The organism is Pusillimonas sp., from assembly GCF_035515275.1.
Lineage (GTDB): Bacteria > Pseudomonadota > Gammaproteobacteria > Burkholderiales > Burkholderiaceae_B > Pusillimonas.
Genome location: NZ_DATJBQ010000031.1, coordinates 1 through 12,588 on the forward strand (window position 1 = coordinate 1; position 12,588 = coordinate 12,588).

Sequence of the window (12,588 nt, forward strand, 5' to 3'; positions counted from 1 at the left end):
ACGGCCTGTTGCATGCGGGCGTCACGCTTTATCACGGCGTACACATCGGCGATCGCGTCATTGTGCATAGCGGTGCCGTGCTCGGGGCCGACGGCTTTGGTTTTGCGCCGCATCCGGGCAGTGAGCCGGGTGCGTGGGCTAAAATCGCCCAGTTGGGCGGGGTCAGCATTGGTAACGACGTAGAAATCGGCGCCAACACAACGGTAGACCGTGGCGCGCTCGAAGACACCGTCATCGGCAACGGTGTCAAGCTCGATAACCAGATCATGGTGGCGCACAACGTGCGTATCGGCGAACACACCGCCATGGCGGCCTGTGTGGGCATTGCGGGTTCCACGGTCATTGGTGCGCGTTGCACCATTGGCGGAGCCGCCATGCTTTCAGGGCATATCGTGCTGGGTGACGACGTACACGTTTCGGGCGGTACAGCCATTACGTCCAATGTTGAAAAACCAGGTCGTTATACCGGTGTGTATCCGTTTGACGAACACGTGGGCTGGCAGCGTAACGCGGCGGTGTTGGGGCAGTTGTCGCACTTGCGGCGGCGTCTGCGTACGCTCGAAAAACAAGACAAGTAACTGAACAAGGTGAATACCGGAAACATGCCGGTAGGACAGAACGAATGAAACTCGATATCAAAGATATTATGGCCCGCCTGCCGCATCGCTATCCGATGCTGCTTATCGACCGTGTTCTTGAAATGGACCCGGGCAAAAGCATTGTGGCGATCAAGAACGTGTCCATGAACGAACCGTTCTTCGAAGGCCATTTTCCGCATCATCCGGTCATGCCGGGGGTGCTGATCATCGAGGCCATGGCCCAGGCTGCGGCGCTGTTTTCGTTCGAGGGCGATTCCACCGTCAACGCGGCCAACAGCAAAATCGCCTACTACCTTGTGGGCGTTGACGGCGCACGCTTTCGGCGGCCCGTGGTGCCCGGCGACCAGTTGCGGCTTGAGGTCTCGGCCGACCGCCTGAGCCGCACCATGTGCAAGTACACCGCTTGCGCCACCGTTGACGGCCAAGAGGTGGCCTCGGCCAAGCTTATGTGTGCCATACGCCCGCTGGAGGACTAATGACCCAGCGCATACATCCCACTGCCATTGTGGCGCCCGAGGCCGAGCTGGCCGATGATGTGACCGTGGGCGCCTACAGCATTGTGGGCCCAGGCGTGCGCATTGGTGCTGGAACCCAGGTTGGCCCCCATTGCATCATCGACGGCAACACTACCGTGGGCCGAAACAACGTCTTTTATCGCTTTTGTTCTATTGGCGGCATGCCGCAAGACAAAAAGTACAAGGGCGAACCCACCCGTCTTGAAATCGGCGACGGCAACATGGTGCGCGAGTACGTCACCATCAATACCGGCACCGCTCAAGACGTGGGCGTCACGCGCGTCGGCGACGACAACTGGATCATGGCTTATGTGCATATCGCCCACGACTGCCAGGTCGCCAGCCACACCGTCATTGCCAACAACGTCCAGCTGGCAGGGCATATTCATATCGACGATTGGGCGATCGTGGGCGGTTCTTCGGCCGTGCATCAGTTCGTGCGCATTGGCGCCCACTGCATGATCGGCGGCACCAGCTCCATTCGCCAGGACATTCCGCCATATGTCATCGGCGCGGGCGACCCCTTCCGCCCGGTGGGTATCAACAGCGAAGGCCTGAACCGACGCGGGTTTACGCCCGAAAGCGTGTCCGCGCTTAAAGAGGCTTACAAAATTCTTTATCGCCGCGGCCTCAAAGTAGAAGAAGCGGCGCAGCAAATCGCCGCACTGCAATCCGAACGACCCGAATCCAGCCAGGTCTTGCAGGTGCTGGTCGATTTTCTCAATGCCTCCAGCCGGGGCATTGCCCGGGCATGAGCTTGCGTGTCGCCATGGTGGCCGGCGAGCCCTCGGGCGATCTGCTGGCCGCTCGGGTCATGCGGGGTATTGCTGCACGTGCGCCGCACAGCCGTTGCGAGGGTATAGGCGGCCCGGCCATGGAAGGGCAGGGGCTGGATGCCTGGCATTCCATGAACGCGCTCACAGTATTCGGCTACGTGGACGCCCTGAAACGCCTGCCGTCGTTGCTGCGCACCTATGGCGACGTAAAGCGGCGCTGGTTAACTAGTAAGCCCGATGTGTTCGTGGGCGTGGACGCACCCGACTTCAATCTGCGCCTCGAGCTGCAGTTGCGTCAGGCGGGCATACCTACCGTGCACTTTGTGGGGCCTTCTATCTGGGCCTGGCGATACGAACGCATACACAAGATCCGCGAAGCAGTCTCCCATATGCTGGTGCTGTTTCCGTTTGAAGAAGCCATTTATCAGAAAGAGGGCGTGCCGGTAACCTATGTGGGTCACCCGTTGGCCCAGGTCATTCCCATGCAACCCGACCGCGAAGGCATGCGGGCCGCTCTGGGCCTGCACGCCGGCGAACGTGTGCTGGCTGTCATGCCCGGCAGCCGCGCCTCTGAAATCAAGCTGCTTGCGCCCCGTTTTTTGCAGGCCGTGCAGTTGCTGCAACATCAAGATCCGCAATTGCGCATCCTGGTGCCCATGGTCAACGTCCAGCGTCGCGCTGAATTCGAGGCATGGCTTCGTCAATACCCCATTTCCAATCTGACCTTGCTGGATCAGGCCCGTTGCGCCGACCGGCCCGCAGCGTGGGACGCCCTGGAGGCGGCAGACGCGGTACTGGTCGCCAGCGGCACCGCCACGCTTGAAGCCGCGCTGTTCAAGCGCCCCATGGTTATTTCCTATGTGTTGTCACCGGCCATGCGGCGCATCATGGCCTGGAAGTCCGGCCAGTCGCGACCGTTGGTGCCCTGGGTGGGCCTGCCCAATGTCTTGCTGAACGACTTCGCGGTACCTGAGCTGCTTCAGGACGACGCTACCCCTCAGAAGCTTGCCGAAGCGACCTGGAAGGCGCTGACCGACACCGGGTATGCGCAGCAGACTGCGCTGCGCTTTGCCGCAATGCACGAAACATTGCTGCGCGATACGCCCGGCCTGGCGGCCCAGGCCATATTGCGCGAGGCGGGCCATGACGCAGGCTGATCTTTTCGGCGCCATGCCGCTTGTTGGGTATTTGGCCGGCATTGACGAAGCGGGCCGAGGGCCCCTTGCAGGGCCGGTGTTTGCGGCTGCAGTCATACTTGACCCGGCCCGGCCCATCGCAGGCCTGGCCGATTCAAAAACCCTTAGCGTCCAGCGCCGTGACGAACTGGCGCACTTGGTGCGGGAGCGGGCTTTGGCCTGGTGTGTGGCCCGCGCCGATGTCGAGGAAATCGACCGCCTGAATATCTTGCATGCCACCATGCTGGCCATGCGCCGGGCCTGCGACGGGCTTGGTCTTAAGCCACAGCAAGCGCTTATCGACGGCAATCGCGTGCCCGCGGGTTTGGCCTGTGCGGCGCAGGCTGTGGTGCAGGGCGACGCGACGGTTCCGGCCATTTCGGCAGCATCCATTCTGGCCAAGACCGCCCGCGATGCCGACTGCCTGCTGCTTCACGAGCAGTATCCCCAGTACGAGTTCGATCGTCATAAAGGCTACGGCACGGCGATTCATTTGCGACAGCTCAGGCTGCACGGACCGTGCGCTGCGCATCGGCGCAGTTTTGCACCTGTTCGGCAATTGCTGGCGGAAGCTTTGGCGTGAAGCACATCAGCTCGCGTGACAACCCCCGCTACAAGCAACTGCTTCGCCTCGTTGGCGGCAAGCGGGAAGGGCGCACGGTTCTAGAGGGCATTCATCTATGCCAGGAGTGGCTGCGTCATCGTGGGCCGCCCGAGTTTGCCCTGTTCGATGCCCAACGCCTTGAACGCGACGCTGAACTTGCTCAGCTTGCACAGGCGCTGCCGCCCGGAGTGGCGGTAAGCTGCGAGCCTGGCCTGGCGCGTGGATTGTCTCAGGTGCAAGAAAGCCAGGGCGTCTATTTTGAGACCCTGGTGCCTCAGGAAACGCCGCCTGCTGAAATTTCAAGTACCAGCTTGTGGCTGGATCGGGTACAAGACCCCGGCAATCTGGGCACTTTGCTGCGCACCGCAGCGGCGGCGGGTATCGAGCACGCGTACCTGTCCACAGGCTGCGCCGGTGCCTGGACGCCCAAGGTGTTGCGCAGCGCCCAGGGCGCGCATTTTGCCATGCGTCTGTACGAAGACGTGGATCTGGTCGGTCTGCATGCCCGCTTGCGCATACCCTTGGTTGCCACGGCACTGGACAACGCCGCTTCTTTGTACGACACCGCGTTGCCGCCGGAATGTGTCTGGCTGATGGGCAACGAGGGCAGGGGCGTGGCGCAAGCCTTGCTTGCGCTGGCCGACCAGCGGGTCTATATACCGCAGGCCGCTGGCGTCGAATCTCTGAACGTGGCCGCCGCCGCAGCTATTTGCCTTTTTGAACACCGGCGGCGCTTTTCAAAGCGCTGACGCCTAGTAGCTGTCGCGGTTGATGCCGAGTTCTTGCAGCACTTTGGTGGAGATTTCTTCGATCGACCGTGTGGTGGTCGAGAGGCAGGGGATGTTCTCCATGCGCATCAGGCGTTCGGCTTCGGCGACCTCGTAGCGGCATTGCTGCAGCGAGGCATACTTGCTGTCGGGGCGGCGCTCGTTGCGCACTTCGGCCAGGCGTTCAGGTTGAATCGACAGACCGAAAAGTTTCTTGCGGTAGGGCGCAAGGGTGGCGGGCAAGGTGCCGCGTTCGAAGTCTTCGGGAATGAGCGGGAAATTGGCGGCCTTGATGGCGTACTGCATGGCCAGATACAGGCTGGTGGGGGTTTTTCCGCAGCGCGACACCCCGACCAGGATGACATCGGCTTGCTCGAGGCCGTGCACGAACTGACCGTCGTCGTGGGCCAGGCTGAAGTTAATGGCTTCGATTCGATTGCTGTACTGCTTGGTAAGCCCGCCCATGTGCGAACGCCCGATCGAATGGCTGGATTTCAGATCGAGCGCTTCTTCGATGGGTTTGACAAAGGTGCCGAACAGATCAAGGAACGTACAGTTTGACTGCCGCACAATATTGGCAATATCCGGGTTGACGAGCGTACTGAATACCAGGGGTGGCTGCTGCTCTTTCTCGGCGCAGTGATTAATGCGCCTGGCCGCTTCGGCGGCTTTCTCGGGACCGTCAATAAACGGAATGCGCACGGGCGTGAAAGTGACCTGTTCAAACTGCGATAGTACGGCGTGGGAAAAGGTTTCAGCGGTAATGCCGGTTCCATCGGAAACGATGAAAATGGTGCGCTCAACGGGCGTGGATGTCATGGGGAAGGGCGGCTGCGGAGAGGTTGGGGAAACGAGTACAATCGAACCTTGCGTCATTCTTGCGACAGCAAGGCTTGTTCGGCCAGAGCATAGATTGTAGGGCACATTCGTGCCCTGTGTTATGCCCTGGCCAAACAAGCTTTCTTCTATAGTGTTAAAGGTGACTTCATGTCTTACGTAGTATCGTTCGAGCAGCTCCGCATGACGGATGTTGACTCGGTGGGGGGCAAAAACGCCTCTCTTGGCGAGATGATCAGCCAATTGGCGGGGGCGGGTGTGCGTGTGCCCGGTGGTTTTGCCACCACGGCCGACGCCTTCCGCGAATTTCTCAAATCCACCGGCCTAGACGACCGCATCGCTCAGCGGCTTGCCACACTCAATTCCGACGATGTACGCGAACTGGCCGAGGCCGGCTCACAGATCCGTCAGTGGATCGTCGACACCCCGTTCCCAAAAGCGCTCGAAGACGCCATCCGCGAGGCATTTGCCAAGCTCGACGCCGACGGCAAGGGCTCGTTTGCCGTTCGTTCTTCGGCTACAGCCGAAGACCTGCCCGATGCGTCGTTCGCGGGCCAGCAAGAAACCTTCCTGAACGTGGTCGGCATCGACGACGTGCTCGATAAAGTGCGTCACGTTTTCGCCTCGCTGTACAACGACCGTGCCATTTCGTATCGCGTGCACAAGGGCTATGCCCACGCCGAGGTCGCGCTTTCGGCGGGTATCCAGCGCATGGTGCGTTCCGACAAGGGCAGCGCCGGCGTCATGTTTACCCTGGATACCGAGTCGGGTTTCAACGATGTGGTGTTCATTACCTCGTCGTACGGCTTGGGCGAAACCGTGGTTCAGGGTGCCGTCAACCCCGACGAATTCTACGTGTTCAAACCTACCCTGGCCGCCGGTCACTACCCCATTATCAGCCGCCGCATCGGCTCCAAACTACTGAAAATGGAGTTCGACCCCGAGCGCACCGCGGGCGTGGCCGTGCGTACCGTTGACGTGCCGGTTTCCGAGCGCAACCGTTACTTGCTGACCGACGACGAAGTTATCGAGCTGGCGCGCTACGCGGTCATTATCGAACAGCACTACAAGCGTCCCATGGATATCGAATGGGGCCGCGACGGCGTCGACGGCAAGATCTACATTCTTCAGGCCCGTCCCGAAACCGTCAAATCTCAGCAAGGTCCGCAAGACGTGCAAGAACGGTACCGGCTTAAGGCAACGGGCGATGTCCTGATCACAGGCCGTGCCATCGGGCAAAAAATTGGTTCGGGCAAAGTGCGTGTCGTGGGCGATATTTCGCAGATGGATCAGGTTCAGGCTGGCGACATTCTTGTCACCGACATGACCGACCCCAACTGGGAACCCGTCATGAAGCTGGCCTCGGCCATTGTCACGAACCGCGGCGGTCGTACCTGCCACGCGGCGATCATTGCCCGCGAGCTGGGCATTCCGGCTGTGGTCGGCTGCGCCCATGCCACCGACGTGCTTAAAGACGGTAAAGAAGTTACTGTGTCGTGCGCCGAGGGCGACGAAGGTCGTATCTACGACGGCCTGATCGAAACCGAGATCGAAGAAGTGCGCTGGGGCGAAATGCCCGAAATCGGCGTCAAGATCATGATGAACGTGGGCAACCCGCAGTTGGCCTTCGACTTTTCTCAGATTCCAAACGCAGGGGTGGGCCTGGCTCGTCTCGAATTCATCATCAACAACAACATCAACGTGCACCCCAAGGCCGTGCTCGACTACCCCAATGTCGACAGCGAGCTTAAAAAAGCGGTCGAGTCGGCGGCTCGCGGTTATGCCAGCCCACGCGCATTCTTTGTCGACAAGCTGGCCGAAGGCGTCGCCACCATTGCGGCGGCTTTCTACCCCAAGCCCGTCATCCTGCGCCTGTCCGACTTCAAGTCCAACGAGTACCGCAAATTGGTGGGTGGCTCGCGCTACGAGCCCGAAGAAGAAAACCCCATGCTGGGCTTTCGCGGTGCTTCGCGCTACATTTCTGAAGAGTTCGAAGAGTGCTTCCGCATGGAATGCGAAGCCCTGAAGAAGGTGCGCGACGAAATGGGGCTGACCAACGTCGAGATCATGGTGCCGTTCGTGCGCACAGTGTCTCAGGCAGAGCGCGTGGTCAAGCTTCTGGCCAAGCACGGTCTCGAGCGCGGCGAAAACGGCCTGCGCCTGATCATGATGTGCGAAGTTCCTTCCAACGCCATTTTGGCCGATCAGTTCCTGCAGTACTTCGACGGCTTCTCGATCGGATCCAACGACATGACCCAGCTTACGCTGGGCCTGGACCGCGATTCGGGCATGGAGCTTCTGGCTGCCGACTTCGACGAGCGCGACGAGGCCGTCAAGTTCATGCTGTCACGTGCCATCAAGGCCTGCCTGGCTGCAGGCAAGTACGTGGGTATCTGCGGCCAGGGTCCCAGCGACCACCCCGATCTGGCCGAGTGGCTTCGCGACCAGGGTATCTTGTCCATGTCGCTCAACCCCGACACCGTGGTTGAAACCTGGCAGCGTCTGGCAACCAGCGGCAAGTAGCATTTGGCCGATGCGTGTGCGTCGTCGATGCGCACGCTGTTGCACCCAGGCACCCCAAGGCCCGCCCCTAACAGGGCTGGCCTTGGGGTTTATTTTTTGGTGCCGTACGCGCGTAGAAATACGTCGATGGTTTGTTCGGCTCGTACCCGGATGTCTGCTTTGCTTCTGTTGACTCGCGCGCCCATTAGCTGGTGGATAAGATCGAGCTCGCACAGGCAGCGCAAATGCGAAGCCATCAGCACCGGGTCTTCGTTGCGCAGGTTGCCTCGTTGAATTTCATTGGCCAGCACCTGGGCAATATGACGCCAGGCGTCGTTCGTGCCCCGCTCGAGGAACTTGCGGCCAATGTCCGAAGTGGCCCCCACCGAAATGGCCACGCGCAGTATCTGTATGGTCTCGGGCTTGTGCAAGAGCGCGATCAGCGACTCGACAAAGCGCAGCAGCTGGGTCTGGTAATTGTCGACCTCTTGCAGCAGGGCGATGACATCTGCCGAAAACTGCTCGGCGCCGTCTGTCAGCACAGCAAGAAGTATCTCTTCCTTCGACGAAAAATAGTTGTACAGCGTGGATTTGGACCCCCCCAGCCGTGAGGCGATGAGTGACATCGAGGTGGCCTCAAAGCCATTTTCACAGAACGCTGCATGGGCAATGCGCAGTATGGCGTCGCGTCTTTGTTCGGTTTTGGTTCTCATGTGCTCTTGTCTGATGGGCCGGCGTAATTCATATACATGAATAGTATGTGACGACAAGCGTAAAAAGTCGAAATAGGGGTGCAGTTTTTCTTGACCCGATTTATTTGTCAATGCTAACATGACCGTACCGTACAGTTATAAATAAAGCTGTCTCCTGGCGTGCCGCTCGAGCGCGCCATGTTTTTTTCACAGCCCCGCAACTTAAAAGACACTTCATGAAAAACAAGACCGTCACTCGTTTTCCCGTTGTTCGTTCGTTGGTGCTGATTGCCGGTGCCGCCGTGCTTTCGGCCTGCGGCGAACCTGCTTCGGGTCCTCCGCCCATGATGCCCCAGGTAGGCGTCCACACCATCGAAGCCAGGCCGCTGACATTGACGACCCGGCTTCCCGGGCGCAGCGCAGCCTATCGCGTGGCGGAAGTACGTCCCCAGGTCAACGGCATTGTCGAAAAACGCTTGTTTGAAGAAGGGGCACTAGTAGAGCAGGGGCAGCAGCTTTATCAGATCGACGACGCCATTTATCAGGCCGAGTATGAGCGCGCCAAGGCCAATCTCGTTACCAGCGAACGATTGGCCAAGCGCTACCAGCGTCTGCAGGAAACCAGCGCCATCAGCCGGCAGCAATACGACGACGCCATATCGAACTGGAAGCAAGCACAGGCTCAAGCCGAGCTTGCCCGCATCAATCTGGTTTACACGAAGGTGTTGTCGCCGATCTCGGGCCGTGTCGGACGCTCGACAGTCAGCGAGGGTGCGTTGGTTACTGGTGGCCAGCCTACCGAAATGGTGACCGTGCAGCAGACTGACCCCATCTACGTCGATATTCAGCAGCCGGTCACCGAAGTGCTTCGCCTGCGCAATGAAATGAAGAACGGCCGCCTGGAGCAGAGCGGCGAGGACCAGGCCAGGGTCACGCTGAAACTTGAAGACGGCAGCATTTACCCCCATGCCGGTACGTTGCGTTTTTCGGAAATCACGGTTGATCAGGGAACAAGCTCGGTCACTTTGCGTGCCCAGTTTCCCAACCCCGACGGTGCACTGCTACCGGGTATGTTCGTGCAGGCGCAGTTGAACGAAGGTGTGCGAAACAGCGCCATTCTGGTACCGCAGCAAGGTGTGTTGCGCGACCAGAAGGGCAAAGCCTACACCTGGGTGATCGATGCCGAGAACAAGGCACAACAGCGTCCGGTCGAGGCCGCCCGCACGGTGGGCAACCAATGGCTGATCACTGATGGGCTGGCCCCGGGCGAGCAGGTCGTGACCGAAGGCGTGCAACGCTTGCGCTCGGGTATAGAGGTTCAGGTCGCACCGGCGGGCAATGTGGCCGTTGTGCATGATTTTGACGCGTCGGACCATGTCGGCGATGCGGCTGAGCATGAGCCTGTGCGTAAAGACAACCCGGCTGTTGCAAACCAGTCCGGCGTCGAGCAGCAAGCCGCCGAGCAGGCATAAAGGGGCGTTTCATGTCAAAGTTTTTTATCGATAGGCCCATTTTCGCCTGGGTGCTGGCGATCGTGACCATGCTGGCCGGCGCGCTTGCCATCATGGGCATGCCGGTCAACCAATATCCCAATATCGCCCCGCCGGCCATTTCGATTTCGGTGGTTTACCCTGGTGCATCGGCACAAACGGTGCAGGACAGCGTGGTGCAGGTCATCGAGCAGCGAATGAACGGGCTGGACGGTCTGCGCTACATGTCGTCCGAAAGCAACTCGGACGGAAGCATGAATATCGTGCTGACGTTCGAGCAAGGTACCGACCCGGATATCGCCCAGGTTCAGGTGCAGAACAAGCTGCAATTGGCCACGCCCTTGTTGCCCGAAGAGGTGCAGCGGCAGGGCATACGGGTGGCCAAGTATCAGGCCAACTTCATGCTGGTGGTGGGCGTGGTCGACGAAAGCGGGCGCATGTCGGCGGCCGACCTGTCCGATTACATTGCCTCGAACATGCAGGACACCCTGGCGCGTACCGAAGGCGTGGGCGACTTCATGCTTTTCGGTTCGCAATACGCCATGCGCATCTGGCTGGACCCTGAACAGCTCAATGGGTTTCAGTTGACCCCGGGTGACGTGGCCAACGCCATTCGCTCGCAAAACGTACAGGTGTCTTCGGGCCAACTGGGTGGTTTGCCCGCCGTTGAAGGCGTTCAGCTTACGGCTACGGTCATTGGCAAGACGCGCCTGCAGACCATCCCCGAGTTTGAAAACATTTTGCTCAAGGTGAACCCAGATGGTTCGCAGGTCCGGTTGCGCGATGTGGCCAGGATCGACCTGGGCGCCGAGAACTTCTCGATCTCGGGCAAGTACAACGGCAAGCCTTCGTCGGGCATGGCGTTGCGCCTGGCTACCGGCGGCAACCTGCTTGAGACGGTCGAGCGGGTCGAGGCGGTGATTGCTCAGCTTGAATCCTTCATGCCCGATGGACTGAAGGTTGTCTACCCTTACGATACCTCGCCAGTAGTGGAGGCTTCGATCAGTTCGGTCGTGATGACGCTGTTTGAAGCCATTGTGCTGGTGTTTCTGGTGATGTACCTGTTCTTGCAGAACTTCAGGGCAACGCTGATACCAACGCTTGCGGTGCCGGTGGTGCTGCTGGGTACCTTCGGCATTCTGGCGGCCTTTGGGTTCACCATCAACGTACTTACCATGTATGCCATGGTGCTGGCTATCGGCTTGCTGGTCGACGACGCAATTGTCGTGGTAGAGAACGTTGAACGCGTCATGGTCGAAGAAAAGCTTTCGGCTCGCGAAGCAACGCGCAAGTCGATGGGGCAGATCCAGGGCGCGCTCGTCGGCATTGGCGTGGTGCTGTCGGTGGTGTTCATTCCAATGGCCTTCTTTGGGGGCTCTGCGGGCATTATTTATCGTCAGTTTGCCATTACCATTGTCTCGGCCATGGGCCTGTCGGTGTTGGTGGCCCTGATCTTTACACCGGCTTTATGTGCCACCATTCTCAAGCCGGTCACCGGCCACGGCCAAAAAAAGGGCTTTTTCGGCTGGTTCAACCGCAAGTTCGACAATGGAACCCAGCGCTATACACGCGGCGTGGGCGCCATGCTGCGCCATCGCGGCCGCTACATGTTTATCTTTTTGCTGATCGTGGCTGCGCTGGCCGTGTTGTTTTCGCGTATTCCCACCACCTTCTTGCCTGAAGAAGACCAGTCGATCCTATTTGTTCAGGTTCAGCTGCCGTCCAACTCAAGTGCTCAGCGCACCGATGTCGTGCTCGAAGAGATCACACAACATATGCTGAACGAAGAGTCGGGCGTCGTGGAATCAGTGATGGGCGTGAACGGCTTCAGTTTTGCGGGTCGCGGACAGAACTCGGCCATTGCTTTCGTGCGTCTCAAGCCCTGGGAGGAGCGCACAGGCGAAGCCACCGACGTGTTCAGTCTGGCTCAGCGCAGCAACGCACGGCTCTCGCAGATCAAGGATGCCACGGCGTTTGCATTTGTGCCGCCCGCCATTATCGAGATGGGCAACGCCACCGGGTTCGACTTTTACCTGCAGAACCTTGGCGGACTGACGCACGAAGAGCTGATGCAGGTGCGCGATCAGTTCTTGCAGAAGGCGGCGCAGGATCCTGCGCTGGCCCTGGTGCGCCCAAATGGCTTGAACGACGAGCCGCAGTATCAGGTGCTGATCGACGATGAAAAGGTCCGGGCGCTGCAGCTGAACCTTAGCGACGTGAACGAAACCATGTCGGCGGCCTGGGGGGCCATGTACGTGAATGACTTCGTCGATCGGGGTCGGGTCAAGCGGGTGTTTATTCAGGGCGAAATGGACTCTCGCATTGCCCCCGAAGACTTCGGCAAATGGTATGTGCGCAATGCCGAAGGAAAGATGGTGCCGTTTTCGGCCTTTGCCACCGGCCAGTGGACCTACGGTTCGCCCAAGCTTCAACGCTTCAACGGCGTGTCGGCGATTCAGATCCAGGGTCAGCCTGCACCGGGCTATAGCTCGGGCGAGGCCATGCAGGCGGTCGAGCGCATCGTTTCCGAACTGCCCGGCGGGGTAAGCATTGCCTACAACGGCTTGTCGTTTGAGGAACGGCAGACGGGTTCGCAAGCGCCCATGCTGTACGCACTGACTGTGCTGATCG

At 59.6% G+C, this 12,588-nt stretch carries 11 protein-coding genes; 9 read left to right on the forward strand and 2 right to left on the reverse strand.

Annotation, left to right across the window (positions count from 1 at the left end; translation table 11 throughout):
• The 6 genes from VL003_RS01880 to VL003_RS01905 all read left to right on the forward strand — a co-directional run.
• The coding region (locus VL003_RS01880; RefSeq protein ID WP_325439015.1) for a UDP-3-O-(3-hydroxymyristoyl)glucosamine N-acyltransferase at window positions 1-578 on the forward strand (578 nt) is incomplete at its 5' end.
• 44 nt (window positions 579-622) lie between these two features.
• Entirely contained in the window at window positions 623-1,075 is a 453-nt protein-coding gene (gene fabZ, locus VL003_RS01885; RefSeq protein WP_325439017.1) for a 3-hydroxyacyl-ACP dehydratase FabZ, read from the forward strand.
• Window positions 1,075-1,869 (forward strand): acyl-ACP--UDP-N-acetylglucosamine O-acyltransferase, encoded by a 795-nt coding sequence (gene lpxA, locus VL003_RS01890; protein ID WP_325439020.1) that lies wholly within the window; start codon window positions 1,075-1,077, stop codon window positions 1,867-1,869. The genes fabZ and lpxA overlap by 1 nt, the downstream gene beginning before the upstream one ends.
• Entirely contained in the window at window positions 1,866-3,047 is a 1,182-nt protein-coding gene (lpxB, locus tag VL003_RS01895) for a lipid-A-disaccharide synthase (protein ID WP_325439022.1), read from the forward strand. The genes lpxA and lpxB overlap by 4 nt, the downstream gene beginning before the upstream one ends.
• Entirely contained in the window at window positions 3,034-3,648 is a 615-nt protein-coding gene (rnhB, locus tag VL003_RS01900) for a ribonuclease HII (RefSeq protein WP_325439024.1), read from the forward strand. Before lpxB ends, rnhB begins: the two co-directional genes overlap by 14 nt.
• Window positions 3,645-4,418, forward strand: a complete 774-nt coding sequence (locus tag VL003_RS01905; protein WP_325439026.1) for a TrmH family RNA methyltransferase — start codon at window positions 3,645-3,647, stop codon at window positions 4,416-4,418. Before rnhB ends, VL003_RS01905 begins: the two co-directional genes overlap by 4 nt.
• Window positions 4,419-4,421: 3 nt before the next feature.
• On the opposite strand, the gene ppsR is transcribed toward VL003_RS01905, so the two are convergent.
• A complete protein-coding gene (gene ppsR, locus VL003_RS01910; RefSeq protein WP_325439028.1) occupies window positions 4,422-5,255 on the reverse strand; it encodes a posphoenolpyruvate synthetase regulatory kinase/phosphorylase PpsR in 834 nt (277 codons plus the stop codon).
• 168 nt (window positions 5,256-5,423) lie between these two features.
• On the opposite strand from ppsR, the gene ppsA reads away from it, so the two are divergent.
• Window positions 5,424-7,796: a phosphoenolpyruvate synthase gene (gene ppsA, locus VL003_RS01915; RefSeq protein WP_325439030.1), complete on the forward strand. Its 2,373-nt coding sequence runs from the start codon at window positions 5,424-5,426 to the stop codon at window positions 7,794-7,796.
• A gap of 89 nt (window positions 7,797-7,885) precedes the next feature.
• Here the strand turns inward: ppsA and VL003_RS01920 are convergent, their stop codons facing one another.
• The gene (locus VL003_RS01920; RefSeq protein ID WP_325439032.1) at window positions 7,886-8,488 is read right to left on the reverse strand and encodes a TetR/AcrR family transcriptional regulator; all 603 of its coding nucleotides are present in this window, start codon (window positions 8,486-8,488) and stop codon (window positions 7,886-7,888) included.
• A 215-nt stretch (window positions 8,489-8,703) separates the two neighbouring features.
• Between VL003_RS01920 and VL003_RS01925 the strand changes: the two genes are divergently transcribed.
• Together VL003_RS01925 and VL003_RS01930 are read left to right on the forward strand one after the other, a co-directional pair.
• On the forward strand, window positions 8,704-9,939 hold the full coding sequence (locus tag VL003_RS01925; RefSeq protein ID WP_325439033.1) for an efflux RND transporter periplasmic adaptor subunit: 1,236 nt from the start codon (window positions 8,704-8,706) through the stop codon (window positions 9,937-9,939).
• 11 nt (window positions 9,940-9,950) lie between these two features.
• A partial coding sequence (locus VL003_RS01930) for an efflux RND transporter permease subunit (protein ID WP_325439035.1) occupies window positions 9,951-12,588 on the forward strand: 2,638 nt, incomplete at its 3' end.

Bases quoted from the DNA above. Each gene is read 5' to 3' on its own strand.
- ppsA (WP_325439030.1), top strand. From the start codon at position 5,424: ATGTCTTACGTAGTATCGTTCGAGCAGCTCCGCATGACGGATGTTGAC.
- ppsR (WP_325439028.1), bottom strand. From the start codon at position 5,255: ATGACATCCACGCCCGTTGAGCGCACCATTTTCATCGTTTCCGATGGA.
- rnhB (WP_325439024.1), top strand. From the start codon at position 3,034: ATGACGCAGGCTGATCTTTTCGGCGCCATGCCGCTTGTTGGGTATTTG.
- lpxA (WP_325439020.1), top strand. From the start codon at position 1,075: ATGACCCAGCGCATACATCCCACTGCCATTGTGGCGCCCGAGGCCGAG.
- VL003_RS01920 (WP_325439032.1), bottom strand. From the start codon at position 8,488: ATGAGAACCAAAACCGAACAAAGACGCGACGCCATACTGCGCATTGCC.
- VL003_RS01925 (WP_325439033.1), top strand. From the start codon at position 8,704: ATGAAAAACAAGACCGTCACTCGTTTTCCCGTTGTTCGTTCGTTGGTG.
- fabZ (WP_325439017.1), top strand. From the start codon at position 623: ATGAAACTCGATATCAAAGATATTATGGCCCGCCTGCCGCATCGCTAT.
- lpxB (WP_325439022.1), top strand. From the start codon at position 1,866: ATGAGCTTGCGTGTCGCCATGGTGGCCGGCGAGCCCTCGGGCGATCTG.